This is a genomic window from Microbacterium sp. Z6_144 (assembly GCF_057197625.1).
In genome coordinates, this window is record NZ_JBXVPT010000002.1 from 518702 (window position 1) to 545246 (window position 26545).

The following is a 26545-nucleotide window of genomic DNA, read 5'->3' on the forward strand; positions in this document are numbered from 1 at the left end:
TTCCCGGACGCTTCGACAAGCTCAGCGACCGGGAGCGGGCTCAGCGACCGGGAGCGGGCTCCGTGTCGCTTGCGCTTCGACGGGCTCAGCGGGGGTTACATCGCGAGGGACTCGATGTAGCGCAGCAGCACGCCCTCGCGAAGCGCCCACGGCGCCACCTCGAGTTCCTCGACGCGCATCGCCTTCATCGCCTGGTGGAGCACGACGGCGGCCGCGACGATCTGGGTCGCGCGGTCGGCGGTGATGCCGGGGAGCTCCTGGCGGGCCTCGGCCGGGATGCGGGCCAGCCGCGGGATCCACGCCTTCAGCTCGCGGCGGGGGAGCACCATCCGCTCGATGCCCGACCAGCCGGGCACCGGGTATCCGGCCAGCGTCGCGAGCGAGCGGATCGCCTTGGACGACCCCACGACGTGGTCGGGACGCGGGAGGGTCGCGAAGCGCTCCGCGACCGGCGAGAGGACGGATGCGGCGTGCCGGCGCAGCGCCTCGAGCTGGAAGTCGTTCGGAGGATCGTCGGGGAGGAAATCGATGGTCATCCGTCCGGCGCCCAGCGCCACGGAGTCGGCCAGATCGGGCAGCTCGTCTGCGCCACCGGCGAGCTCGAGCGATCCGCCGCCGATGTCGAACAGCAGGATCTGTCCCGCCGACCAGCCGAACCACCGGCGGACCGCGAGGAACGTGAACCGTGCCTCGGTGTCACCGCCGAGCACCTGCAGCGGCTGGCCGAGGGCCTCCTCGATGCGGGCGATCACGGCGGGGCCGTTCGTCGCCTCGCGCACCGCCGAGGTCGCCGTGGCGAGCAGTTCGTCCACCCCCTCGGCCGCGGCCTTCGCACGGGCCTCGGTGACCGCATCCACGAGCGCCGCGACGCCGGCGGCATCGATCGCACCGTCGGGCGTGAGGTGGCGCATGAGCCGCAGCACGGTGCGGTGGCTCGTGGTCGCGGTCGGACGTCCGCCGGGGCGGGCATTGGCGACCAGGAGATGGACCGTGTTCGAACCGATGTCAAGAACCCCGAGGCGCACCCGTTGAGCGTAGCGGTCGCGGCGCTTCGTCTCGCTCCGCTCGCTCAGCGACCGGGGACGGCGCCCTCGCTCAGCAACCGGGCGCGGGCGGCAAAGGAAAGGGCGCTTCGGACGGCGAAGGAACGGCAGTGCGGGTCAGCGGTGGCGCGGGAATCGAGGAATTCTCGCGGATCGAGGATGGATGCGGGCCGGAGGGTCCTCGATTCGCGAGATGTCCTCGATCCGCGCGGGCCCGGAGGGGCGCAACCGGGAGGGGGGGTGCGCGGCGCGCGCTTGCGTACCCGCGGTTGCGCCAGCCCGCGCGGATTAGTGGGGTGTCACGCGACGGACGAGCGGGTACAGCCCCGCGGCGAGGGCGAGGACACCGGCGATGACGAAGTCGATCCGCAGTCCGGCGATGTCCACGAGCACACCGCCAAGGAGGGATCCGAGCGCGATGGACCCCTGCATGGTGGAGACCAGCACAGCGGATGCTGCTTCCGGCGCGCCCGGTTGGGAGGCCATCATCCAGGTCTGCAGGGAGAGCGGGACGATGCCCCACAGGAGCCCCCACACGGTGAACAGTGCGCCGACGACGACGCCCCACCCGGCGATGAGCGGCAGCAGCACCAGGAGCGCTCCAAGAACGAGTGACACACCTGCAAGCGTCGCCAACCGGTTCTTCGCAATGAGGTAGCCGCCGAGCAGAGTGCCGAACACGCCCGCGACACCGTACGCGACGAACAGGGCCGTGACGACCCCGGCTGCCAGGTGTGCTTCGTCCACCAGGAAGGGGGTGATGAACGTCGACGCTGCGAACTGACCGGTGGCCACCAGAACAGAGGCGATCAGCGCGACTCGGGCGGGTGGCGACTGGAACACCCGGCTCAATTGACGCCACTTCATGCCGACGGTCGGGCCGATCCGGGGCAGCAGCACAAGCTGCGCGAGAAGCACGATCGCCGACAGTGCCGCAGCGCTCAGAAACACCGCGCGCCAGCCCGCGAGCTGGCCGATGAACTGTCCCGCGGGCAGACCGATCACGGTCCCTGCGGAGATGCCCGCCAAGATGATCGACGTCGCTTTCGTACCGTTCTTCTCACCTGCGAGGCGGAACCCCAGTGAGGGCACGACCGCCCAGAAACCGCCCAGCGCGACCCCGACCAGCACGCGACCCAGAAGCAGGATCGCGAAGGTGGGAGCGAACGCTCCGATGATGTTCGCCAGGAGCAGCAGCAGGCCGAGAAGAAGCACGAGCCGGTTTCGGGGGATACGTGCCAGGCCCACCACGACCAGCGGTGCGGAAATCGCCGCAACCAGCCCGGGAACCAGAATCATCAACCCCGCGGTTCCGGTCGTGACCTCCAACTCCTCGGCGATCTGCGGCAGTACGCCGATGGGGAGGAACTCGGTGGCGACGAGGATGAACGCGCCGAGGGCGAGGGAGGCGACCGCCCACCACATCCGCATCCCCGGGAGGGGCGGTGTGTGTGCTCGCGTCGAACCGGTGTTGCGTGTGGTGGTGCTGTCCATTAGCTCTCCGATGGCAGTAGTGCGCGAGAAAGTTCGGCCCACTCGTGGCGGGGGAAACCGCGGTTGTCCGTCAGGACCTGGATGGCGACGTGGTCGGCGCCCGCAGCGTGCTGCTCCGAAACCCGCCGGGCGACGGCATCCATGTCTCCCCAGGCGACGGTGGCGTCGATGAGCCGGTCGCTGCCGCCCTGAAGGAAGTCGTCATCGGCGAAGCCGGCTCGGCGCAGGTTCGCCTGATAACTGGGGAAGCCGAAATACATGCCAATTCCGGCGCGGGCGGTGGCTCGTGCTCGAGCCGGGTCGGTCTCCAGAACGACCGCTTGGTGGGGCGCGATGAGAGGTTCAGGTCCCAGCAGCGCACGGTAGTTAGACGTCAGAACGGGGGTGACCAGGAAAGGGTGGATGCCTGCGGTGCGGTCGCCGGCGAGGGACACCATGTGCGGTCCGAGCGCCCCGACGAGCCGCTCTTGCCGTGGCGGTTCGCCGGCATCCGCGTCCAGCTCGTCGAGGAAACGTCGCATCTCGGAAAGAGGGCTCGCGAACGTGTGTCCGCTGGCGGCTGCCGCCTGCGGGTTGCTCACCCCGAACCCGGTGAGAAGACGCGTGCCGTACTGGTCTCGCAGCCTGGCGTGCTCCGAGGATGCGCGGCGTCCGTCCTCCGACCAGATACTCACAACTCCGAGGGCCACACTCGTGCGCGAACCGGCCGCGAGGAGCCGTTCGGCGCTGGCCCAGATCCCGGGGCCGCCGGCGCCGGCAATCCACATCGCACCCCACCCCTGATCGTTGAGTTCCGCGGCTACCTGGTCGACCTCCGGGTTGCGGCTACGGAGCTCCAAGCTCCAGATGCCTACCGGCCCGATCGGTACGGAACTGTTCATGGCTGCTGCCTCTCTCAGAGTGCATCGGGGAGCGCAGTCCATAATTTGATACTGCGCAGTACACAAACGCAAGGGCAACGTCCCTATTCCGAACAAGCCGTATTTGTATTCCTGACAGTACAGAAGAGGCGGGCGGTATGCCGCACATCGCCTCCCCCCGCGCCGCCCGGGCGCTGATCGCGCGGGAGTAGCATGGGCGCGTGCCCGCCGCTGAGACCGCCGTGCCCGCTCCGTCGTTGAGTCCGTACCGCGAGATCGATCGAGCCGAGTGGGCGCGGCTGGCCGCCGGGATGCCGCAGCCCCTCACCGAGACCGAGGTCGTGCAGCTGCGGGGCCTGGGTGACCGGCTGGATCTCCGCGAGGTGCACGAGGTCTACCTGCCGCTCAGCCGCCTCCTGAGCCTGTACGCCAACGCCACCAAGCGGCTCGGAGCGGACACCGCATCCTTCCTCGGCGAGCAGGATGTCACGACGCCGTTCGTCATCGGTGTCGCCGGGTCGGTCGCGGTGGGCAAGTCGACGATCGCCCGCCTGCTGCGCGAGCTCATGAGCCGCTGGGCCGACACCCCGCGGGTGGAGCTCGTCACCACCGACGGGTTCCTCTACCCGAACGCCGAGCTGGAGCGGCGCGGGTTGATGGACCGCAAGGGCTTCCCGGAGTCGTACGACCGCCGCGCGCTGGTGAACTTCCTCCGCCAAGTGAAGAGCGGCGCCGAAGAGGCGCGTGCGCCGTTCTACTCGCACATGCGGTACGACATCATGCCCGACGCGCACGTCACGGTCCGCCGGCCCGATGTCGTGATCGTCGAGGGACTCAACGTGCTGCAGCCCCCGCCGGCGCCGAACGATGTGGCCGTCAGCGACCTGTTCGACTTCTCGATCTACGTCCACGCCGATCCCGCGCACGTGGAGCAGTGGTACGTCGACCGGTTCCTGGCCCTCCGGAAGGCCTCGTTCAGCAATCCGAACTCGTACTTCCGGGTGTTCGCCGACATCAGCGACGAGGAGGCGGTGGAGCGCGCGCTCGGGTACTGGCGCGACATCAACCTGCCGAACCTCCTGGAGAACGTGCTGCCCACGCGCCACAGGGCGAGCCTCATCCTGCAGAAGGCCGCCGACCACACGGTCGAGCGGGTCCAGCTCCGCAAGCTCTAGCCCGGCGCGGCCTCCCGTCGAGTCGCCAGGAAACGCGCATTTTCGCGCGAAAACCGGACGTTTGCTGGCGAGTCGACGGCGGTTGCGGGTCGCGGGCGGCCCGAGGGGTCAGGGGAGGGGATGCAGCGTGCCGGCGGATTCGCGGTAGCGCTCGCCGGTCGCGGGGCAGACCCAGTCCTCGCCCTCCTGCGTGAGCGGGCGGCCGGCCCGGCCGACCCAGCCGATACGCCGTGCCGGCACGCCGACGACGAGCGCGTAGTCGGGGACGTCCTTCGTGACGACCGCGCCGGCGGCCACCAGCGCCCAGGACCCCACCCGCACCGGTGCGATGCAGACGGCGCGGGCGCCGATCGAGGCGCCGTCGCCGATCTCGACGCCGACGGCCTCCCAGTCATCCGCCGACTTCAGCTGCAGGTCGGGGGTCACGGCGCGGGGGAACTCGTCGTTGGTGAGCACCGCGGCCGGTCCGATGAAAACGCCCCGCCCGAGCCGGGCCGGCTCGTAGACGAGGGCGTAGTTCTGGAGCTTGCAGCCGTCGCCGATCTCGACGCCGGGGCCCACATACGCCCCGCGCCCCACGATGCAGTCGGCACCCACGACGGCGTCCTCCCGCACCTGGGCGAGGTGCCAGATCTTGGTGCGGTCGCCGATGCGCGCGGCCTCCGCGACGTCGGCGGTGGCGGCGATGAACGGCTGATCTTTCTGCGAAACCATGGGTGCTCCCTCTCCGTGCCGGCGGATTCTTGAAATTGCTCGTGCACGCCTCCCGACAAACGCTATACTCGCGGCGGGGAGACGCACGACTTCTGCACCGCTCGCCGGCGCAGACGGTCTGTCGTCATCGTTATCCGCCTTCGGGCGGACTGGGGTCCGCCGGGGGGCGGGAAGCCCGCAAGCGCTCTGCGCAGCGGGTGGTATGGGGAAAAATGGGGAACTCGACGCTCGTCGTCCACGCTCGACGTTCAGTGCGCGCGCGCGTCGTCGCGCTCGCCGCACTGGCCGCGCTCGTCATGTCGCTCCTCGTCGCGCTTCCGCCGGCGGCCCGGGCCGAAGCATCCAGCCCCTGCGGCGCCGACGTCAATGCGATCGAGTGCGAGAACCGCAAGCCGGGCACGTCTCCCGAGGTGTGGGACATCACCGGTGCCGGCGACCCCAGCATCCAGGGCTTCGCCACCGACATCAGCGTCAACGTCGGTCAGCGCATCGACTTCAAGATCGACACGGATGCGGCCGGCTACGACATCGACATCTACCGCACCGGCTGGTACCAGGGCCTGGGAGCGCGCCTGGTCGACAGCGTGAAGCCATCCGTAACGCTGCCGCAGATCCAGGACGAGTGCCTGTCCGACCTCAGCACCGAGCTGTACGACTGCGGTACGTGGGACGTGTCGGCCTCGTGGGACGTGCCGGCCGATGCCGTCTCCGGCGTCTACGTCGCGCGGCTCGAGCGCGCCGACACCGGCGGCGCGAGCCACATCATCTTCATCGTCCGCAAGGACGGCAACACCTCCGACGTGGTCTTCCAGACCTCCGACCCGACCTGGCACGCCTACAACAAGTACGGCGGATCCGACTTCTACCAGGGCGCCGCGAACGGCCGCGCCTACAAGATCAGCTACAACCGTCCGTTCGCGACGCGGGGCGGTATCGAGAAGCGTGACTTCTACTTCAGTTCCGAGTACGCCACGGTGCGCTTCATGGAGCGCAACGGCTACGACATGAGCTACATCGCCGGGATCGACACCGACCGTCGCGGACAGGAGCTGCTCAACCACAAGGTCTTCCTCTCCGTCGGACACGACGAGTACTGGTCCGGCGCACAGCGGGCCAACATCGAAGCCGCCCGCGACGCGGGAGTGAACCTGCAGTTCCTCACGGGCAACGAGGGATACTGGCGCACGCGCTACGAGCCCTCGACGGTCGGCGAACAGGGCGACAAGCGCACGCTCGTGTCGTACAAGGAGACGTGGGGCTGGGGGAAGATCGACACGAGCAGTCGGGAGTGGACGGGCACGTGGCGCGATCCGCGCTACGCGGACGCTTCTCAGGGTGGTCACCTCCCTGAGAACCAGCTCACCGGCACGATGTACATGGTCAACAGCATCCACCTCCCTGTCACCGTCAGCGCGGAAGAGGGCAAGACCCGGCTGTGGCGTCACACGGACCTCGCCGATCTGGCATCCGGGACCTCGGTCGAGCTGGCCGACCAGACGGTGGGCTACGAGTCCAACGAGGACGTCGACAACGGATTCCGACCTGAGGGCCTGATCCGGCTCTCCACCACGGTGGGCGAGTCGCGCGAATACGTCCGCGACTATGGGAACACAGTGGGACCCGGAACGACCGAGCACCACCTCACGCTTTATCGCGCTGACAGCGGCGCTTTGGTCTTCTCATCTGCGAGCGTGCAGTGGGGCTGGGGTCTCGACTCGACGCACGACGGCACTCGGGTGGCCACTGATCGGAGAATGCAGCAGGCGCAGGTCAACCTGCTGGCCGACATGGGCGCGCAACCGGGATCACTGATGCCGGGGCTGGTGCCCGCTGCACCCAGCGCCGACACCGTCGCCCCCGCCACGACGATCTCGTCACCGTCGCCGGGGCAGGTCATCCCGCACGGCACGAGCATCACCGTGACCGGGACTGCAGCCGACACCGGAGGGCGCGTCGCGGGCGTCGAGGTCTCCACGGACGGCGGCGAGTCCTGGCATCCCGCTTCCGGTACGAACCAGTGGACCTACTCGTACGTGCAGCAGGGATACGGCACAGCCACCGTCCTCGCTCGGGCTATCGACGACAGCGCCAACTTCGCGCGGTCCGGCACTTCGGTGGAGGTCGCCGTACCCGGCCCGTACTCCGTCTTCGGTTCCGAGGCACCGGCCCGTGCCTCCTCCGCCGACACGCAGGCGGTGGAGCTCGGACAGCGCTTCACGGCTGACGCGGACGGATTCGTCTCGGGCGTGCGCTTCTTCAAGGGCACCCGCAACACCGGCACGCACACGGGCACCCTCTGGAGTTCAGACGGCGATCCGCTGGCCTCCGTGCAGTTCCGCGGCGAGTCACCGGACGGGTGGCAGTCGGCACTCTTCGAGGCGCCCGTGCCGGTGACGGCAGGGTCGCAGTACGTCGTTTCCTACACCGCTCCCAACGGCGGCTACGCGTACGTGGACGACTATTGGCCGTACGCGAATAGGGCCAGCACCCCCCTGTCGGTGAACCCGGGCGTCGGCCAAGCCAGCCCGGGGCTGCACGCGAGCGCGGGGGAGTTCCCGTGGCGCACCTGGGGCAACTCGAACTATTACGTCGACGCCATTTACGAGGCATCCACCGCGTCTCCGGTGCGCCTCGCGGCTCGGACGCCCGGTATCGGCGCGGGGAGCGTCCCGGTCGACACGGCCGTGACCGCGGTGTTCACTCGCGACATGCAGCCGTCGTCGGTCGCCCTTTCGCTGCGCGCCGCCTCCGGTGAGCAGGTCGTGGGAACGGCGTCGTACGACCGCGTGACGCGCGTCGTCCGGTTCGCGCCGGCTGAGCCATTGTCTGACTTCACCGAGTACACCGTGACGGTTGCCGGGACACCCGCGGACGGCAGCACCTTGGATGCCGGCGAACCGTGGACGTTCCGCACTGCGGCGGCGGTCGTGCCCGAAGGTCAGTGCCCCTGCTCGCTTTACAGCGACGCCGACCGTCCGATGGTGTCGTCGGACCCCGACCGGGCCTCCGTGACGATCGGTACGCGATTCACCGTCGCCGAACCCGGCGTCGTGTCGGGTATGCGGTTCTTCAAGGGCACGTCCAACACCGGTACGCATGTCGGAAGCCTCTGGGATGCCGCTGGCGGCCGTGAGCTCGGTCGCGTGACATTCATCGACGAGACCGCCTCCGGGTGGCAGACGGCCACGTTCGACCGCGCGATCGCCGTCGAGCCGGGCAAGGAATACGTCGTGTCGTATGTCGCGCCCAGCGGCGGCTACGCCGTCACCGTCGAAGCACTTGCCGACGGATTCACGCGCGGCCCGCTCACCGCGGTGCCGCGGGGCGGCTCGTTCACCTACCAGGGGGGATTCCCCGCCCAGCGATCGATGACGAGTTACTTCGTCGACGTGGTGTTCGATCGTTCCGCCGCAGGTCCAGGCCTGGTCACCACGACGCCGGCGGCGGACGCAACCGATGTGCCAGGTTCCTCCGACATCACTGCGACGTTCGACGTGCCCCTGACGGCAGCACCCACGGTCACCGTCTCCATCGACGGGGAGGCCGTGACCGGAACGACGGCCCTCTCGGCAGATCGCACCTCCGTCACCTTCGATCCCGCATCCTCCCTCCCGGCAGGCGCATCCGTGACTGTCCGGCTGTCAGGCCCGGAGTCGGCCGCCGGCATCGGCGCCGACCGTGCCTGGTCCTTCCGTGTACGCGGTGACTCAAGCACCGGCGCCGTGTCGTTCTTCGGCTCGGCGACTCCCTCCGCGCACGGTGCGAACGACGGGACCTCGGTCGAACTCGGGATGGCGTTCACCACATCCGTCCCCGGACAGATCAGTGCTCTCCGATTCTTCAAGGCGGAAGGCGACACGGCGGCTCACACCGGCACACTGTGGTCAAGCAATGGCCAAGCTCTGGCCACGGTCCGGTTCGCGGACGAGTCCGCCTCCGGTTGGCAGCGGGCGAGCCTGTCCGTTCCCGTGTCCATCGAAGCCGGACAGACATACACCGTCTCCTATCTGTCGCCGCAAGGGCGATACGTGTACGCGGCGGACTACTTCTCGGCACCCGTCTCGAGCGGACCGTTGACGGCCCTCGCGCCCGACAACGGAACCTTCCGCTACGGGCCCGGCGGCGAGCGGCCGGCGGGCAGCTGGCGTTCCTCGAACTACTTCGTGGATGTCGAATTCGTAGCCGGAAGCGGCGACCAGCCCGTCGCAACGGTGTCCGCGAAGACGCCGACCGGTGACGAGGTGCCCACGGACGAAGCCGTGACCGCGACACTGTCTCTGGATGCGCCTTCGCCCACCCTCTCGCTGTCGACCGGCGGCACGGCAGTGCCCGGTGCCTCGACATACGTGAGCGCATCGCGCACACTGACCTTCATCGCCGAGTCGCGTCTCGCGGAGGCGACGACCTACACCGCAACGGTCCGGATCGGCGGTCAGGTCCTTGACCAGTGGACCTTCACCACCGTCGAGCCCGAACTGCCCGGCTCCATCAATACGGTCTTCGGCGACGCGACGCCCGAAATCGCCTCGGTGGTCGAAACCGACGCTGTGGAGGTCGGCACCGCGTTCACCGTGGCGCGCGCCGGGCTCGTCTCCGCCCTGCGCTTCTACAAGGGGGCAGGCAACGGCGGGGTCCATGTCGGCTCCCTCTGGGACGCCGCCACGGGAGAGCGCCTCGCCCAGGTGGCCTTCGAGAACGAGACGGCCACCGGATGGCAGAGGGCAGCTCTGTCGCAGCCCGTCTCGGTGAAGCCGGGGACCACCTACATCGCGTCCTATTACGCTCCGTCGGGGCGGTATGCGATGCAGGCCCTCTACTTCGCCGAGGCGCACACGAACGGGTCGATCACGGCACCGGGCGGGCGCAACGGCCGGTTCCTTTACGGTGCCGGCGGCGGCATGCCGACCGGGTCGTGGAACGCATCCGCATACTTCGTGGACGCGGAGATCGTCTTCGGTGCTCCGGCGGCCACGCCGACGCCGACGCCGACGCCCGAGCCGACGCCCACGCCCACGCCTGAGCCGACGCCGACGCCGACGCCGACGCCTGAGCCGACGCCCACGCCCACGCCTGAGCCGACGCCGACGCCGACGCCCACGCCTGAGCCGACGCCGACGCCCACGCCTGAGCCCACCCCGAGCGAGCCGCCGGTCGTCACTGCGACGAGCGAGTACGCTCCCAGCGGCGGGGCGGTGGACGTGGCACCGACCGCGACCCTCTCCGCCTCGCTCGATCCGGCGCCCGCGGATGCCACTCTGAGCGTCACAGGACCGTCGGGGCCCGTTGCGGGAGTCACCGGGTACGACGCTGCGACCGGCGTGGTGACGTTCGCGCCCGCGGAGCCACTGGCCTGGGCCACGGCCTACACCGCGACCGTGGCGACCACCGTCGGCACGGTGACCGGTGCAGCGTGGAGCTTCACCACGGTAGCCGAGCCTCCGGTGGTCCAGGTGGAAACGATCTTCGGAGACGCGACGCCTCAGCATCCCTGGTGGGCCGATCCTGACGGTGTGCAGGTGGCCACCCGCTTCACGGTGAACAGCGCCGGGCACGCGACAGGAGTGCGCTTCTACAAGGGCGAGGCGAACACGGGGCAGCACACCGGCTACCTGTGGAACGCTGCCGGCGAGCGCCTCGGCGAAGTGGAGTTCGTGAGCGAGTCGCCCGACGGGTGGCAGACGGCCGAATTCGCGACGTCGATCGCGCTGGAGGCCGGGGTCGAGTACCGCGTGGGCCTGTACAGCACGACCGGACGATACGCGGTTGACCTGGGGACGCTCGCGTGGGAGACGCAGGTCGGACCGTTCACGATCCCGGCTCAGGGCAGCGCGCACAACTATGGCCGGGAGTATCCGGACAAGCTTTCGACCCACAACTACTGGGTCGACATCACGTTCGACGGCGCCGGCTAAACGGCTCGTCGTTCATCTGGGGAATCACAAACGTGGATTGGGGAATCCGTGACTGACAGGAAGAACATCGCCGTCATCGGCGCTGGCTATTGGGGACCGAACCTGGCGCGGAACTTCCGCAACAGCAACGACTGGAATCTGGCCGCGATCTGCGACCTCGACATCGACCGCGCCCGCCGGGTGGCGGAAAGCGTCGGGGGCGCGCCGGTCACGACGAGCCTCGCCGACGTGCTGAGCGATCCACTCATCGATGCGATCGCGATCGCGACGCCGGCCGGCACGCATCACCGCATCGTGATGGCGGCGCTGGATGCGGGCAAGCACGTCATCGTCGAGAAGCCACTGGCCGACAGCCGTGAGGCGGGCAGGGAGATGGTCAGCCGCGCGGCCGAGCGGGGTCTCGTGCTGATGGCCGACCACACCTACTGCTACACGCCGGCGGTGCTGAAGATCCGCGAGCTCATCGCCGACGGGTTCCTCGGAGACATCCTCTTCGTCGACAGCGTCCGCATCAACCTGGGTCTCATCCAGCCCGACGTCGACGTCTTCTGGGACCTTGCGCCCCACGACCTCTCGATCATGGACTTCGTGCTCCCCGGTGGACTGGACGTGACGAGCGTCTCGGCGCACGGAGCCGACCCGCTTCAGACCGGCAAGGCGTGCGTGGGCTACCTCGCCATGCCGCTCGCCGGCGGCGCCATGGCGCACGTGCACGTCAACTGGCTGAGCCCGACGAAGATCCGTCAGATGGTCATCGGCGGAACCAAGCGGACGCTCGTGTGGGACGACCTCAATCCGCAGCAGCGGGTGAGCGTGTACGACCGGGGCGTCGACATCGCGGAGGTCTCGAAGGCCACCACCACCGATGCGCGCTCCGCGCACATCTCGTACCGTCTCGGCGACACCTGGGCTCCGGCTCTGCCCGAGGGCGAAGCGCTCGCGGGCGTTGCGACGGAGTTCGCCGCCGCCATCCGCGAGGGGCGTCCGGCACGCACGGACGGGCGAGCCGGCCTCCGGGTACTGTCGGTGCTCGAAGCGGCGAACGACAGCCTCAACGCCTCCGGTGCTCCGCAGCTCATGACGGCGCCCGTCGCCGCCTCGTTCACGAATTCATAGGGGAGAGATTCGAATGGTGAACATTCAGAATGCCGACGTGCTCGTCACCGGCGGCGCAGGAACCATCGGCTCGACGCTGGTCGACCAGCTGATCGCCGCAGGAGCAGGCCGTGTGCAGGTGCTCGACAACCTCGTACGGGGCCGCCGGGCGAACCTCGACGACGCCCTCGCTACCGGGCGCGTCGAACTGATCGACGGCGACATCCGCGACGCCGCCCTGGTGGACGAGCTCGTTGCGGGCAAGGACATCGTGTTCCACCAGGCCGCCATCCGCATCACGCAGTGCGCGGAAGAACCGCGGCTTGCGCTGGAGGTCCTCGTCGACGGGACATTCAATGTCGTCGAGGCCGCGGCACGCCATCGCGTGGGCAAGCTGGTGGCTGCATCCAGCGCTTCCGTCTACGGCATGGCGGAGGAGTTCCCGACGGGGGAGCGCCACCACCACCACAACAACGACACGCTCTACGGGGCAGCCAAGTCGTTCAATGAGGGGCTGATCCGCAGCTTCCGTGCGATGCAGGGGCTCGACTACGTCGTCCTGCGCTACTTCAACGTGTACGGACCCCGCATGGATGTGCACGGCCTGTACACCGAGGTGCTCGTGCGGTGGATGGAGCGGATCGCCGACGGCCGCCCGCCGCTCATCTTCGGCGACGGTCAGCAGACGATGGACTTCGTCTGCGTGCCCGACATCGCGCGGGCGAACCTTCTCGCGGCCGAGAGTGACGTCGTTGAGGGTGTCTACAACATCGCCAGCGGATCCGAAACGAGCCTGCTGGGTCTCGCCGAGGCGCTCCTCCGCGCGATGGACTCCGACCTCGACGTCGAGCACGGACCGGAGCGTGCCGTGAACGGTGTCGTCCGCCGCCTGGCCGACACCGAGGCCGCCCGCCGAGACCTCGGCTTCGAGTCGCGCATCGAACTGGAAGAGGGCCTGCGGATGCTGGTGGACTGGTGGCGTCCGCTGCGCGACGAGATCTCCCTCGGACGGACGGTGGTGTCGGCATGAGCGTCACCCAGGAGTCGCGCATCAACGTGATGACCCCCTGGCTGGGCGCCGAAGAGGTCGCCGCGGTTACCGCGGTGATCGAGTCCGGATGGGTGGCACAGGGCCCCAAGGTGGCCGAGTTCGAGTCCGCCTTCGCGGAGGCCATGCGGGCGCGGGAAGCCGTGGCCGTGTCGAACTGCACCACGGCCCTGCACCTCGCACTGGTCGTCGCCGGCATCGGACCGGGAGACGACGTGGTCGTCCCTTCGTTCTCCTTCATCGCCACGTCGAACGCGCCCACGTATGTGGGTGCGCGGCCCGTGTTCGCCGACGTCGACGCAACGACGGGCAACGTCACGGGCGAAACGGTGCGGGCGGCGTTGACGCCTGAGACGCGGGCCGTCATCGTCGTCGACCAGGGCGGAATCCCCGTCGACCTCGATGAAGTGCGCGCGGTGTGCGATCCGCTCGGCATCGTCGTGATCGAGGATGCGGCGTGTGGAGCCGGCTCCACCTACAAGGGCCGACCGGTGGGTGCCGGCGCGGAACTTGCCGCGTGGTCGTTCCACCCGCGCAAGATCCTCACCACCGGTGAGGGCGGCATGCTCACGACGAGCAACCCGAAGTGGGCAGCACGGGCCCGCGCGCTTCGCGAGCACGCAATGAGCATCTCGGCCGCCGACCGGCACGCCAGCCTGGTGTCGCCGCCCGAGGAGTACGCCGAGATCGGGTACAACTTCCGCATGACCGACCTTCAGGCGGCCGTCGGCATCGTGCAGCTGTCGAAGCTGCCGGAGGTCGTCGGGCGCCGCCGAGTCAACGCCGCACGCTACCGCCGCGCGATCGAAGACATCCGTGGCCTGCGTCTCGTGGACGACCCGGAATGGGGAACGAGCAACTTCCAGTCACTGTGGATCGAGGTGGACGAGTCCTATCCGCTGGACCGGGAGCAGCTTCTTGTCGCGCTCGCCGACGCCGGCATCTCCGCGCGGCGCGGCATCATGGCCGCGCACCGGCACGCCCCCTACCGGCACCTGGCGCCCGAGGGTGCGCTGCCCGTCACCGAGCGGCTGACCGACCGGACCCTCATCCTTCCGCTGTTCCACACGCTCACCACCGCCGATCAGGACCGCGTGATCGCGGTACTGCGCGGTCCCGGAGGGTGACCGTGGGAGCGGAAGGAGTGCTGCTCGTGGGCGCGAGCGGCCTCGCGCGCGAGGTGCTGGCGGCCGGGATGACCGGGGTCGCCGGCATGCTCGACGACGACACGTCGTTGCACGGCACCGAGATCGGCGGAGTGCCGGTGCTCGGGTCCGTCGCGGATGCGGCGGAGCGGGATGAGCAGCTCCTCGTCTGCATCGGACCCAGCGGTAGCCGCTGCGAGGTCGTCCGCAGTCTCGGCCGGCTGGGCGTCGGGGCGGGCCGTTACGCGACGTATGTGGCGCGGTCGGCCCGGGTCGGTTCCACGAGCGATGTCGGGCCCGGGAGCATCCTGCTCGACGGCGTCGTGGTGACCGCGGACGCGCGTATCGGCTCCCACGTGGTGGTGATGCCGAACTGCGTCATCACGCACGACGACGTCCTGGAAGACTTCGCCACGCTGACCTCGGGGGTCGCGCTGGCGGGCGGTGTGCGGGTGGGGGAAGCTGCATACATCGGAATGAATGCGGCGGTGCGGCAGGGGTTGTCGATCGGAGCCGCCGCGACGGTGGGGATGGGAGCAGCAGTGCTCTCCGATGTCCCCGCCGGTGAGATCTGGGCCGGTGTGCCGGCCCGCAAACTGGGGGAGAAGAAATGACCGAGAACGTGCCATTCCTGGATCTGTCCGCGCAGCAGGCGGAGATCATCGACGAGGTGCTGCCGAAGTGGCGCGAGCAGTTCCGCTCGGCCGCATTCATGGGCGGGCCCGAGGTCGCCGCCTTCGAGGAGGAGTACGCCGCGTATCTCGGCGTGAACTGCGTGGTCGGGGTGTCCAACGGCACCGACGCGCTCGAACTGGCGTACCGCGCCGCCGGTGTCGGCCCGGGCGACGAGGTCATCATGCCGGCCAACACCTTCATCGCCACCGCCGAGGCCGCCTCGCGCATCGGCGCGGTCCCGGTGTTCGTCGACGTCGAGGACGAGCACCTCCTCATCGACGCCGCCGCCGTGGCGGCAGCCGTCACCGAGCGCACGCGCGCCATCGTCCCCGTGCACCTGTTCGGCCAGACCGCCCCGATCGAGCAGCTTTCCGCGATCGCCGAACGCCACGGCATCCCGATCATCGAAGACGCCGCGCAGTCGCAGGGCGCCGCATCCGCCGCGGGCCGGGCCGGCTCGCTCGGCAGCGTGGCCGCCACGAGCTTCTACCCCGGCAAGAACCTCGGCGCCGCCGGCGACGGCGGGGCCGTCATGACGAACGACCCCGAGATCGCCCGCACCGTGCGCGACATGGCGGCACACGGCAGCGCCGTGAAGTACGTGCACCACCGGGTGGGATTCAACGCCCGCCTGGATGCGGTGCAGGCCACCGTGCTGCGGGCCAAGCTGCGGCGCCTGGACGCGTGGAACTCCGCGCGCCAGGAGGCAGCGGCCTGGTACCAGCAGATCCTCGGCGGCATCGAGGGCGTTCGACTCCCGTCGGTGCGACCGGGCAACTCCGATGTGTGGCACCTCTACGTGATCCGCGTGGAGGAGCGCGACCGGGTGCTCGCCGAGCTCACCGCCGACGGCATCGGCGCGGGCATCCACTACCCGACGCCCGTGCACCTGAGCGAGGCCTACGCGCACCTCGGATACCGCCGCGGGCAGTTCCCCGTCGCCGAGGCCGCCGCCGACCGCATCCTGTCGCTGCCGATGTTCCCGCACCTGCTCGAGGAGCAGCAGGAACGGGTTGCCGCGGCGGTGTCTGCGGCGATGAGCCGCGCACTCGTCCCGGTGGCCTGAGTGAGCATGGCGACGCGGCCGCCTTCGACCGTCACACCGCCGGGTGCGCGGCGCGCCCTCGTGTGGAGTTTCGCGAACACGGCCTTCGGAAAGTTCGGCACACTCCTCATCTCGATCCTGATTGCGCGCGTGCTCGGTCCGGAGGAGTTCGGGACGTACGCCGTCGCGCTCGTCGCGCTCATGGCAGTCCTGAGTGTCAACGAGCTCGGCGTCAGCCTCGCCATCGTGCGCTGGGAAGAAGACCCGCGGCACATCGCCCCCACGGTCACGACGATCTCGGTCGCCGCGAGCCTGATCTTCTTCGGGGTCGCCTACGCGGCGACGCCGGCCTTCACAGCAGCCATGGGTGATCCTCAGGCCACCGACGTCGTGAGGCTCATGCTCGTGTGCGTGCCCCTGAACGGACTGGTCGCCACGGCGGCAGCGCTGCTGCAGCGGCAGTTCCAGCAGGGCCGCCGCACCGCTGCCGACCAGGTGAACATCTGGCTCGGCGCCGGAATCTCGGTCGCCCTGGCGCTGACCGGGTTCGGGGCGATGAGCCTCGCCATCGGGCGCGTCGTGGCGACGGTCGTGTTCTCTCTCATGCTGCTGGTGTTCTCGCCGCTGCCGCTGCGCTTCGGCTGGGATCGCACCTACGCCGGCGCACTGCTCCGATTCGGCCTGCCGCTGGCCGGTGCGAGCATCGTCGTCTTCGCGGTGGGCTACTCCGACCAGCTGGTCGTGGGCGCGGTTCTCGGCGCTCAGGCGCTGGGGTTCTACCTCCTCGCATTCAACCTGGCCTCGTGGCCGGTGAGCATGCTGTCGCAGCCCGTTCGCGCCGTCGCGCCGGCCGCGTTCGCGCGCATCCAGAACGACCCTGAGCGCATGGATGCGGGCTTCCGTGCCGCCTTCCGGCTCCTGCTCGTGGCCGCCCTCCCCGTCTGCACCTTCGTCGCGGGCGCCGCACTCCCGATCGTGACGTTCGTCTATGGGGAGGTATGGGCGCCGGCGGCGCTCGCGCTGCAGTGGCTCGCCCTGCACGCGGTGCTGCGGATCGCGTTCGAGCTCGCGTACGACTTCCTCGCGGTGCGTCGCCGCTCGACGACCCTCATGGTCATCCAGACCATCTGGGTGCTCGCGCTCATCCCCGCCCTCGTGGTCGGTGCGAACATGGGTGGCATGCAGGGCGTCGCGATCGCGCAGCTGGCCGTGGCTGCCGTGGTGCTCGTCGGATGCTACGCCTGGGCGCTGGCGCGCGCAGGCGTGAAGGTCGGCGCGCTCGTCCGCACGTCGATCGTCCCGGTTCTCGGCGGTGGCGTGGCCGGTGTCGGCGCGCTCCTGGCCGCACACGTGATCACGTCCGACCTCCTGGCCGCACTGGCCGCCGGGACGTTCGCGCTCGCGGTGATCGGGGGAACCCTCGCGTTGTCCCGCGACAGCATCCGCATCCTGCGACCTGATGCGGCCGTTGCGGAGGAGGCGTCATGAGGGTGCTCGTCTACCCCCACGAGCTGGGGATGGGCGGCAGTCAGCTGAACGCCATCGAACTCGCCGGCGCCGTGCGCGATCTGGGCCATGACGTCGTGATCTTCGGCCGTCCCGGGGTACTGCTGAGTCGTGTGGAGGAGCTCGGACTGGAGTTCATCGAGGCGCCCCCACCAGGGAAACGTCCCTCCCCCTCGACCGCCCGCGCCCTGCAGAGGGTCGTCCGCGACCGTCGCATCGATGTCATACACGGGTATGAGTGGCCACCGACCCTCGACGCGGTCCTCGCATTCCCCGGCGGTCGGGGGGTGCCCGTCGTCTCGACGGTGATGTCGATGTCTGTACCGCCATTCATTCCCCGGTCGGTCAACCTGATCGTCGGTACGGAGCAGATCGCCGCTGCCGAGCGGCGGATCGGTCGCGCTCGCGTCGCCGTCATCGAGCCACCGGTCGACCTCGCGCACAACGATCCTGCGGGCGGCGGCGATGTCCAGGCTTTCCGCCAAGCGCATCGGCTCCAGGAAGACGCCATCACCGTGGTGTCGGTCGCGCGGTTCGCACGCGAGCTGAAACTCGAGGGAACCCTCGCGGCCATCAAGACCATCGGAGAGCTGGCTCGCGACACTGCCGTCCAGCTGGTGCTCGTCGGGGATGGTCCCGCTCGCGACGACGTCGAGCGGGCAGCGGCGGCGGCGAACGCAGATGCGGGTCGTCGGGCGGTCCTGCTCACCGGACAGCTCGAGGACCCACGGGTTGCTTACGCCGCAGCCGATATCTCCCTGGGAATGGGCGGCTCGGCCTTGCGTGCACTCGCCTTTGGCGCGCCCCTCGTCGTCCAGGGCGAACAGGGTTTCTGGCGAACCCTGGAGCCGGCGACTCTCGAGGGCTTCCTGTGGGCGGGATGGTACGGCGTCGGCGATGGGCCTCATACCGGCCCGGCGGCGCTCCGCCGTGAGCTCGCCCCGCTCCTCACCGACATCGCGCGTCGGGCGGAGCTCGGTGCGTACGGCATGGATCTCGTACGCCGCCGCTTCTCCCTGACGCGCGCGGCCGAGGTCCAGGCCGCGATCTACACCGAGGCCCTCGCCGAGCGTGCACCGCACGCGTGGGTGGCGGAGAGTGCGGCGTACGCACGGTACGCCCGCTACTACGGTATGAAGCGTGTGCGACGTGCGCTCGGCCGTGAGTCGACAGACGACTTCAACGCCAATCCGGTGGCGGCGAGAGGACCCGCACGATGAGCGGTGAACCGATCGTCTGGTGCGCGGGCGTCCGCTGGGATGACCCGGCGGGCACAGATCGCCGCATTGTGGAAGCACTCGCTTCCCAGCGGACCGTGCATTGGGTGGATCCGCCCTCATCGGCGTTGCGGACGGATCGTCGCGCGCGCACGGAGATCGCCGGAGTGGTTCGCCACCGCGTCGCGGCCCCGCCAGGACAGACGCGATGGCCCGCTCGCCTCATGGTGGGGGCGCTGAGACGCCGCGCCGTGGAGCGGATCGTCGCGCAGACCGACGCCGACGTCGTGGTAGTGGCTAACCCGCTCGGCCGTTTTCCTCGGGGTCGTGTACGGCGCATCCTGTACGTCACCGATGACTGGACGGCCGGGGCGGGCTTGATGGGTCTGTCCTCGAGCCACGTTGCGGCCAGCGTGGCGCGGATGCGCACCGAGGCGGATGCGACCGCCGTGGTGAGCCCGCAATTGGCGCGTGAGGGAGACCTCGTGCTGCCGAACGGGGGCCCGCGTCCGAGCCCGTCGAGGTCGACCGTCCGTGCCGAAGTCGCGGTGCTGATCGGGCAACTGAACGAGCGGCTGGATCTTGCAGCGCTGGAGGCAGTGACAGCAGCCGGCATTCCGGTACGCGTTGTCGGTCGGCGGGTCGATCGCGACACCGAGTTCTCGGCCCGCCTCGATCGCTGGCTGCAGAATCCGCTGGTCCACGCGAGGGGCCCCGTGCCTGCCGCTGAGGTGCCTGACATCCTGGCAGAGGCGGGAGTGGGGCTGACGCCGTACGCCGACAGCGACTTCAACCGCGCCAGCTCGCCGCTGAAGACCTACGACTACCTGGCGGCCGGGCTTGCCGTGGTCTCGAGCGACCTGCCGGCCTCCCGCTGGTTCGCCTCACGTCACGTGGCGGTGGCGGGCGGCCCCGAAGCATTCGCTGACGCTGTACGGGTTGCGCTCGGGCGCCGGGGCGACCGAGCTTCGGACCTCGAGCGACGGGTGCTCGCAGCGGACCATACATGGGAGCGTCGGGCCGAAGAGCTGATGAGCTTCATCGAGGAACGTCCCGGACCGTCGGGGAGGGTCAGCCTGGCGGACGGACGACCGACGGCGACCAGGCGTGTTCGATGAACAGCTCGGGGTCGGCTGACCCGTCGGCGGCCAGGCTCCAGACGTCGCTGTCTCCCACCGCATCGGTTCGCGGCATCCCGTACAGGATGGTGTCGTCATCCAGCCATTCGATTTGATCGTCGATGGTGCGCGGCTCAGGCAGTTCCGTCACCTCTCCGGTCGCGATCGTGAAGATGGCCGGAGTCCAGTGCACTGACGGGCCGCCGCCGGGCGTGACTCGTTTGAACGCGATGCGGGTGCCGTCGGGTGACAGGGATGGGCACTCGACGTTGCCTGCCACGGTCGTGAGCGTGCGGGTCGGGATGTCACCGTGCACCAGGTAGGTCCGCCCCGCGGAGGTCATCCCCACCGTCGCGTAGAAGGTCTTGTCGTCGACGAAGGTCACGCCCCAGAAGTTCCGGTCCGAAGGAGCGCTCGGCACCCCGTCCACCAGAAGTGTCCAGGACTCGAGGTTCCCGAAGTCGGCACCGCCGCGGTCATGGATGACCGTTTCGGTGGAGAAACCCATCGTGGCGTACGAGTGACCCGTCACGAAGGCTGTCGTGGCGACGAGGTTCCCGTCCGGCGACAGCCGCGTTCGGCTCGGGATCCCGGGGAGCGGCCATTGACCCTCGGTATCACCTGACGCGTCGTAGACCGTGGCGGAGTACGAGGGGACCACGCCCCGCTCCGCGCGCAGGCACGACAGGAAGTCCGGGGACGCGTCCACCCGGTCGCAGACATGGGAGTCGACGAACCGTTCACCGGAAGGGTCGGTCAAGCGCACCGAAGCGACGTGCCCGTACCCCTCTCCCGAAGCGGTGTTACGAAAGACGATCCGCTCGCCCGTCGGCGTGTGAGCGCTGACGTCGACCGTCGACGGAGCCGAGGCGCGATCCTGGTACTGCCGCCACGATGCGAATCCGACGACGGCCGTGACGAGCACTGCGACCGCAGCGACGGATGCGACGATCGCCCACCGGATGCGGTCGCTCATGCGGACGTCGCCGTCGGCGACAGGAGAGGCCGCAGGACGATCGCGACGACGGGAATCGCGACGAGGAGAAGGGCCGCTACGACGAGCACCGACGCCTCACGTCCGATCGCGAACCACAGGATGCCGAAAGCCGATGCCGCGACGAATCGGGACACCGCGACAACGGTCTGGGCGGCTGCGATACCGGTCCCGCGTGTCTCCGCGGTGGTGAACTCCGATGCCAAGGCGGACAGCACACCATCCGTGGCGGCGTAGAAGGCGCCGAGGAAGCCCAAGCAGAGAACCGTCGCGACGATATCGTCCACCGGCAACGTCGCCACAACGTAGGCGGCCAGGAGGCCGATGTGACCGATGACGAAAACCTTCGCGCGGCCGACGCGGTCGGCCAGGCGACCGAGGGGTAGGGCGAAAGCAAGAAAAGCCACGTTCGTCCCCACGTACAGGAGGGGGAACCACTGGGCGGCGAAATCGCTGCGGGACTGCAGAACCAGGTACACGAAACCGTCACCGATCGTCAGCAGACCCAGGATCCCTGCAGCGGCGAGAACGCGCCTCATCGGACCCCGCGTCACGAACTTCCACGACCACCGTTGACGCTGTGCACCGCCCGCCGCCTCGCCGCCACTGTCGCGGCGCGGCCGAGAGCGGAGGTTCGGGACGACGAGCGCCATGAGCACGACGCCCACTATGGCGAAGCAGAGCGACGCAACGAAGATGGTGGAGAACCCATCGGGGATGACCAGAAGGATGACGAACGCGATCAGCGGGCCGAGGGCGGCCCCGATGTTGTCCAGCATCCGGTGCACGCCGAAGGCCGCGGCGAGGTGCGAGGGATCGCTGGCCGTCGTGATGAGTGCGTCGCGCGGCGCCGTCCGTATCCCCTTACCGATCCGGTCGGTGGTGATGACGGCGACGAGCGCGCCGAACCCGGTCGACACGAGCAGCCCGACACGCGCGACTGCTGCCAGTGCATAGCCGGTGAACGCGACCCACTTCGGTTGATCGAGGCGGTCGGAGGTGTAGCCCGCGCCTATCCGAACGAGAGCGCTCACGCCCTGATACATCCCGTCGATGAGACCGAAAGCGACGGTGGAGAGGCCCAGCATCCCCGTGATGTAGAGCGGGAGGATGGCGGCGACGGACTCCGAGGAGATATCGGTGAGCATCGACACGACGCCGAGCGTGACAACCGTCGAGGAGACCGTCCGGACGCCTCGCGGACCGCGTCCCCTGCGTCGACCGGAGGGGGGAATCGGGCCATCGAGCGCAGCGTCGGCGCCGTCCGCCCCCTGCTCGGGGGTCGGGGAGTTCGTCAGCGAGATATACATGTTCAGCCTGCCCGAAGCACGCCGTGAACCGAGTACAGGACGCCCGTGCCGCCGGCTTCCGCCGTCACTGTCACTGAGGAGTATGCGTCCCGATACGACAGTGCGGACGCCTCCGTGGCGGCCGGGGCCAGGCCCAGATGTATCCACTGCTCGCGATAGTGCGCCAAGAGCTCGTCTGCCGAACCGGTTGTATGCGCGCGGAGCGTGAACTGCATGACGCCACCTTCGCTGGTGACCGTGGTGTCGAGCACCTCGGATCCGTCCGCGGGCCCCGCCAGGTCGGCGGGGAACCCCGTGACCAGTCCAGCCTCCTGTGTTCCCGAGGCCGGCAGCGGCACGGTGACGCGGGGCGCCGTCGGTTCGACAGGCGGCAGGTGTTCGGTGGTCACGACCGACTCCGCGGGGGGCAGCACTTCGCTCCCGTCGACCGCGGCAGCATCCGGATCCGCTCCCGACACGCGGCCCGAGTCGACCGACGTCTCCGATCCTGGGTCGCTCGGAGCTAGCGGCGGTGTCGACAACAACCACGTGCCGAGAACCCCCGCCACCAACACGACGCCGATGCCGGCCGTGGTGAGTGTCGCGCGGTTGCGACGGCCTCGCGTCGCTCCGCGCGTACGATCGACAGCTGAATCCCCCATGAGCATCCCCAATGTCCGGCAACGGCGCTGCTCGATCGTCGTCGCACTTCCCCAAAGCTCTGGGCCCCCCGGCCCGGCGTCGTCAGTCTACTCGTTCCTTCCGTCACACGGAACGCCGCGTCAACCCAGCGGAACGCGGTAGACGTGGTAGTCGTATTCGTGGGCGAACCCGTCCAGGAACACGCCGTCGACGATCGGCACTGTGCGGTCTTCGCCGACCACGGTTGCTTCGACGCCCTCAACCCCCGGGGGGAGGGCGAAAGTTCGTGTCCCCGCCGTGCCGTCGGTCATCGCGAACACGTACACCGACCCGTCCCGGGCTTTGAGCATCGTGTCGAGTCCGTTGCCGAAGTCCCATACGTAGGACTGGGTATTCAGCACGGGTGCGAGCCGCTCCACCAGGCTGTTGATCTTCCCCATTGCCTCGATCTGTGCTGCCCCGCACCACGTTTCACCCTGGATCTGCGCCGCTCGCAGTGCGTTGGAGGTCTGACAGTCTCCGGTGAAGGACTGGTTGAACCACACCAGTCCTCGTGCCTCGTGAATCAGGGACGACATCGCCGCTCCCTCGATCTGACCAGGAAGGATCTCGGAGACGTGGATCTGCCCGGAGAGTCCGTTGAGGTTCTCGACAAGCTGCCAGCGGGGCTGGAGAACCCCGTCGGCGGTATCACGGATGGTCAGGCCGGCCATCGTCTTGCCGTAGCTCGACGCCGTACGGCAGGTGGGCTGCAGCACCGCTTCCGCATACGCTTCGCCACGGTACGGTGTCCAGTCGCAGTACGGGATCGTGTACCAGTACATGTCGACGGAGACGACGTCGGTGAATTCATTCACATAGGCCTCCTGGACATCGCGGTCGAGGTCGGCCCCGATGACGAGCTGCGTGAAGTTGGCGTAGCGGAACTTCCCCTGCCCTGCCGCCTCATCGCTCAGCTCGCGGAGGCGGGCGAGGCCCTCGTCGGGTTCGAATCGGCCATCGACCTCGTCATCGAGGATGACGCCCGGCCAGTGGGTCGACGCTGGATCGAACGACTCGTTCAATCGAGAGCCGATCCAGTAGACGTCGTTCTCCTCGAAGAGGGAGAACGGGGTCTCGTCCCACATGCCGATATAGGTGTTGATCCCGTGCGCTCGGTCCCACGCGACCTCCTCGGCGGAACTGATGCCCGCATACCAGGCGACAACCGGGAAGAACGACGGGTCCGTCCAGTCGGACGCGTTGGGAAACTGGGCCCAGTACTCCGGGCCGCCCTCCCACGGCACGCGCGGGAGGGCGAGCTCGGAGGAGGACGCGGTGCGGGTGAGAGCGAACGCGCCGGCGGCAACGCCGAGCAGCAGGGCGAGCACGACCACCGCGGTGACGCGCCGCCGGGTCACGGGATGCTCAGACCGCATCAGCGGGCTCCTCGCCGCGGGGAGCGCGTCGGGCGACGTCCTGAGCGATGTTGGAGGCCGCCCCGCAGAGGCCCGCGACAAGCGCCAGCACCCCGAATGCCTTCGGGAAGGAGAACGAGTCGAAGAACCCTGACAGCGAAATCGCCACCAAGCACCCTGCGGCCAGAGCCGCGGCCATCCCCGCGATCGCCGGCGGCGCTGTACGACAGGCGACCACACATGCGATGGCGACGACGTACAAGGCGATGAACGCAGCGGTCCCGACGACGCCGATTTCCAGAAGCAGCGCCAGGAACTGGTTGTCGAAGATCCGGTACTCCGGAAGAAGCGTGCCCAGCCCCCTTCCCACCCAGGGGCTGATCGGGAACAGCACCTCGAAGACCCCCAGGCTGTCGGTTCGGGAGAGGACGCTCGTGTCGGTCCCCGCTGTCTCGAACATGTTGCGCAACGTTCCCAGCATCCCGGGAACGGTGACGTAGACGATGACCACGGCGACGGCGCCGCCCACGAGTGCGAGTAGCCGCTCCCGCGTGCCGAGGACCGCGAGAAGCGGCACGACACCCACGAGGAGCCCCACCACTGCCGAACGCGATCCTGCCAGCAGGAGCGCCACGGCGATCAGACCCGCGCAGGCGAGCATGGTGGCGCGCGTTCTTCCGCGGCTGCGCAAGGTGAGCATGAGTGCCACCGGAAGCGCGACGGAGAGAACTGTGGCGTACTCGAGCGGGTGGATCGCCGTGGAGGACGGGCGCAGGAAGCCGCCACGCTCGACGGCGCCGAATCCCCCGGAGGAGACGAGTCCCGGTATCCCGATCATGTCGGCCAACGGTCTCCGCACCGCGAACTCGACGATGCCGAAAGCAGCGACGGCGGCGGTGAGAACCGTGACGCGTCGGAGGAGGACGAGAAGCCTCGAGAACGTGCGGATGCCGTCGGCGGCCACCAGGGCCACACCGAGGAACGAGAGCATGCGCAGGAGTCCCCGGTCGGCGGGCAGCAGCTCGTCCGGCGGAATCGCACGCAGCATGCCGAAGATGTAACTGAGCAGAACCGTGGCGAAGAAGACCAGCGCCGCGACGCTCACGGGAGACACCCACGCTCGCCCGCCCGTCGGCCGGCTCAGGACATGCCAGATCCACCAGAGGAAACACGCCAGGCCCCACAGCACGGCGGGCGCGCCGAGGTTCCCCAGGCCGGGGACCACGCGGTCGGACGGTATGAGCAGAAGGAAGCCGACGTAGACGGTCAGGACGGTGACGGCGTCAAAACCCCGTCGGAGCGACCCGTCCGCGGCGTACTCGCGGGCGTCGTACGTCGACCGTGCGGCTTCAGCGCCCCGACGGCGCGTTGGCTGAGGCATGAGTCGCCCGCTTACGCGGTGGTGAGATGGGCCGAGGGCGGTCCTCCGCCTCTGTGGCAGGCAGCGCGGACACGGGATCGCCGGAGCCCTGACCGAGGATCTCTCGCGCCAGCATGGGTTCTCGACGCCCACGTTCGCGAGGAGTCGGGGCTTGCTCGGCGGCATGGCGGCGTGATCGGGCGGCCAGTAGTCCGTCGAGCGCAGCGGCGAGGGCGACGGTCAGGACGAGCCCGGCGCCGGCCGCGCCGATGGTCAGCTGCGTGCGCGTCGCGGTGGCCGCGGTGGCCTCGGTGGCCGAGGTGACCGTCATGATGCCGATGACCGAACTCGGTGGGACGGCCAACTCCTCCTGCATGGACGTCAGCTCTGCTGTCGTTTCGTCCTGGAGACGAGTGAGCAGGCGGAGCGCGTCTCCAGCGCCGCCGGCCTGTGTCGTGATGTTCAAGAAGGGTGCCCCGGTCGCGGTGTCCCCGGAGACGCCGTACTCGACGTCGCTGTTCTCCCCGAGGAGAGCCTCCTGGGTTTCGGGCGCATTCAGTCGCGTGGTGAGCACGGCGAGGGCCTGGCCCATCCCCCCCAGAACGAGGTACGGGTTGTCGCCCTCCAGCTCCAGGGTCTCCTGAGGCGGGAGCAGCATCATCGTCGACTGCGCCTCGTACCGTATCGGTATCGCCTGCGCTACGGCATAGGCGCCGATAGCGGTAACGAGCACGCCGGCCGCCAGCACATACCAACGGCGCAGCAATCCGCGCATGAGATCACTCAGATACATGGCTCCCCCTGCCAATGCTCGGT

Annotated in this window: 20 protein-coding genes; 10 read left to right on the plus strand and 10 right to left on the minus strand. The window is 69.0% G+C overall.

Annotated elements, in window-relative coordinates:
* Positions 1 to 95: 95 nt before the first annotated feature.
* From AC2DGY_RS14535 to AC2DGY_RS14545, 3 genes are all read right to left on the minus strand, one after another.
* On the minus strand, positions 96 to 1025 hold the full coding sequence (locus AC2DGY_RS14535) for a Ppx/GppA phosphatase family protein (RefSeq protein WP_484510465.1): 930 nt from the start codon (positions 1023 to 1025) through the stop codon (positions 96 to 98).
* A gap of 306 nt (positions 1026 to 1331) precedes the next feature.
* Positions 1332 to 2537, minus strand: coding sequence for an MFS transporter (locus AC2DGY_RS14540; protein ID WP_484510466.1), 1206 nt, complete (start codon positions 2535 to 2537; stop codon positions 1332 to 1334).
* On the minus strand, positions 2537 to 3418 hold the full coding sequence (locus tag AC2DGY_RS14545) for a TIGR03620 family F420-dependent LLM class oxidoreductase (protein WP_484510467.1): 882 nt from the start codon (positions 3416 to 3418) through the stop codon (positions 2537 to 2539). The genes AC2DGY_RS14540 and AC2DGY_RS14545 overlap by 1 nt, the downstream gene beginning before the upstream one ends.
* A gap of 200 nt (positions 3419 to 3618) precedes the next feature.
* Between AC2DGY_RS14545 and coaA the strand changes: the two genes are divergently transcribed.
* The gene (coaA, locus tag AC2DGY_RS14550; protein WP_484510468.1) at positions 3619 to 4572 is read left to right on the plus strand and encodes a type I pantothenate kinase; all 954 of its coding nucleotides are present in this window, start codon (positions 3619 to 3621) and stop codon (positions 4570 to 4572) included.
* 108 nt (positions 4573 to 4680) lie between these two features.
* Here the strand turns inward: coaA and AC2DGY_RS14555 are convergent, their stop codons facing one another.
* On the minus strand, positions 4681 to 5286 hold the full coding sequence (locus tag AC2DGY_RS14555; RefSeq protein ID WP_484510469.1) for an acyltransferase: 606 nt from the start codon (positions 5284 to 5286) through the stop codon (positions 4681 to 4683).
* Positions 5287 to 5498: 212 nt separating this feature from the next.
* Here AC2DGY_RS14555 and AC2DGY_RS14560 point away from each other — a divergent pair, with 212 nt between their 5' ends.
* The 9 genes from AC2DGY_RS14560 to AC2DGY_RS14600 all read left to right on the plus strand — a co-directional run bounded on the left by AC2DGY_RS14560 (position 5499) and on the right by AC2DGY_RS14600 (position 20047).
* Positions 5499 to 11198: a DUF4082 domain-containing protein gene (locus AC2DGY_RS14560; RefSeq protein WP_484510470.1), complete on the plus strand. Its 5700-nt coding sequence runs from the start codon at positions 5499 to 5501 to the stop codon at positions 11196 to 11198.
* A 48-nt stretch (positions 11199 to 11246) separates the two neighbouring features.
* Positions 11247 to 12314, plus strand: a complete 1068-nt coding sequence (locus AC2DGY_RS14565; RefSeq protein WP_484510471.1) for a Gfo/Idh/MocA family protein — start codon at positions 11247 to 11249, stop codon at positions 12312 to 12314.
* A 16-nt stretch (positions 12315 to 12330) separates the two neighbouring features.
* The gene (locus AC2DGY_RS14570; protein ID WP_484510472.1) at positions 12331 to 13323 is read left to right on the plus strand and encodes an NAD-dependent epimerase/dehydratase family protein; all 993 of its coding nucleotides are present in this window, start codon (positions 12331 to 12333) and stop codon (positions 13321 to 13323) included.
* Entirely contained in the window at positions 13320 to 14468 is a 1149-nt protein-coding gene (locus tag AC2DGY_RS14575; protein ID WP_484510473.1) for a DegT/DnrJ/EryC1/StrS family aminotransferase, read from the plus strand. The genes AC2DGY_RS14570 and AC2DGY_RS14575 overlap by 4 nt, the downstream gene beginning before the upstream one ends.
* 2 nt (positions 14469 to 14470) lie before the next feature.
* Positions 14471 to 15100 carry a NeuD/PglB/VioB family sugar acetyltransferase gene (locus tag AC2DGY_RS14580; protein WP_484510474.1) on the plus strand — a complete coding sequence of 210 codons (630 nt, stop codon included), beginning with the start codon at positions 14471 to 14473 and terminating at the stop codon, positions 15098 to 15100.
* On the plus strand, positions 15097 to 16227 hold the full coding sequence (locus AC2DGY_RS14585) for a DegT/DnrJ/EryC1/StrS family aminotransferase (protein ID WP_484510475.1): 1131 nt from the start codon (positions 15097 to 15099) through the stop codon (positions 16225 to 16227). The genes AC2DGY_RS14580 and AC2DGY_RS14585 overlap by 4 nt, the downstream gene beginning before the upstream one ends.
* A gap of 6 nt (positions 16228 to 16233) precedes the next feature.
* Positions 16234 to 17694 carry an oligosaccharide flippase family protein gene (locus tag AC2DGY_RS14590; protein ID WP_484510476.1) on the plus strand — a complete coding sequence of 487 codons (1461 nt, stop codon included), beginning with the start codon at positions 16234 to 16236 and terminating at the stop codon, positions 17692 to 17694.
* Complete coding sequence (locus AC2DGY_RS14595) at positions 17691 to 18932, plus strand: glycosyltransferase family 4 protein (RefSeq protein ID WP_484510477.1); 1242 nt, start codon at positions 17691 to 17693, stop codon at positions 18930 to 18932. The genes AC2DGY_RS14590 and AC2DGY_RS14595 overlap by 4 nt, the downstream gene beginning before the upstream one ends.
* Before the next feature lie 248 nt (positions 18933 to 19180).
* Entirely contained in the window at positions 19181 to 20047 is an 867-nt protein-coding gene (locus AC2DGY_RS14600; protein ID WP_484510478.1) for a glycosyltransferase family protein, read from the plus strand.
* On the opposite strand, the gene AC2DGY_RS14605 is transcribed toward AC2DGY_RS14600, so the two are convergent.
* The 6 genes from AC2DGY_RS14605 to AC2DGY_RS14630 all read right to left on the minus strand — a co-directional run bounded on the left by AC2DGY_RS14605 (position 20001) and on the right by AC2DGY_RS14630 (position 26522).
* Positions 20001 to 21023: a TolB-like translocation protein gene (locus tag AC2DGY_RS14605; protein WP_484510479.1), complete on the minus strand. Its 1023-nt coding sequence runs from the start codon at positions 21021 to 21023 to the stop codon at positions 20001 to 20003. The genes AC2DGY_RS14600 and AC2DGY_RS14605 overlap by 47 nt on opposite strands.
* Positions 21020 to 22351, minus strand: coding sequence for an MFS transporter (locus AC2DGY_RS14610; protein ID WP_484510480.1), 1332 nt, complete (start codon positions 22349 to 22351; stop codon positions 21020 to 21022). Before AC2DGY_RS14610 ends, AC2DGY_RS14605 begins: the two co-directional genes overlap by 4 nt.
* A gap of 2 nt (positions 22352 to 22353) precedes the next feature.
* Entirely contained in the window at positions 22354 to 22992 is a 639-nt protein-coding gene (locus AC2DGY_RS14615) for a hypothetical protein (protein ID WP_484510481.1), read from the minus strand.
* Positions 22993 to 23112: 120 nt separating this feature from the next.
* Positions 23113 to 24390 carry a hypothetical protein gene (locus AC2DGY_RS14620; RefSeq protein ID WP_484510482.1) on the minus strand — a complete coding sequence of 426 codons (1278 nt, stop codon included), beginning with the start codon at positions 24388 to 24390 and terminating at the stop codon, positions 23113 to 23115.
* Positions 24380 to 25750 (minus strand): O-antigen ligase family protein, encoded by a 1371-nt coding sequence (locus AC2DGY_RS14625; protein WP_484510483.1) that lies wholly within the window; start codon positions 25748 to 25750, stop codon positions 24380 to 24382. The genes AC2DGY_RS14620 and AC2DGY_RS14625 overlap by 11 nt, the downstream gene beginning before the upstream one ends.
* Positions 25719 to 26522, minus strand: coding sequence for a hypothetical protein (locus AC2DGY_RS14630; RefSeq protein ID WP_484510484.1), 804 nt, complete (start codon positions 26520 to 26522; stop codon positions 25719 to 25721). The genes AC2DGY_RS14625 and AC2DGY_RS14630 overlap by 32 nt, the downstream gene beginning before the upstream one ends.
* Between the last annotated feature and the right edge of the window lie 23 nt (positions 26523 to 26545).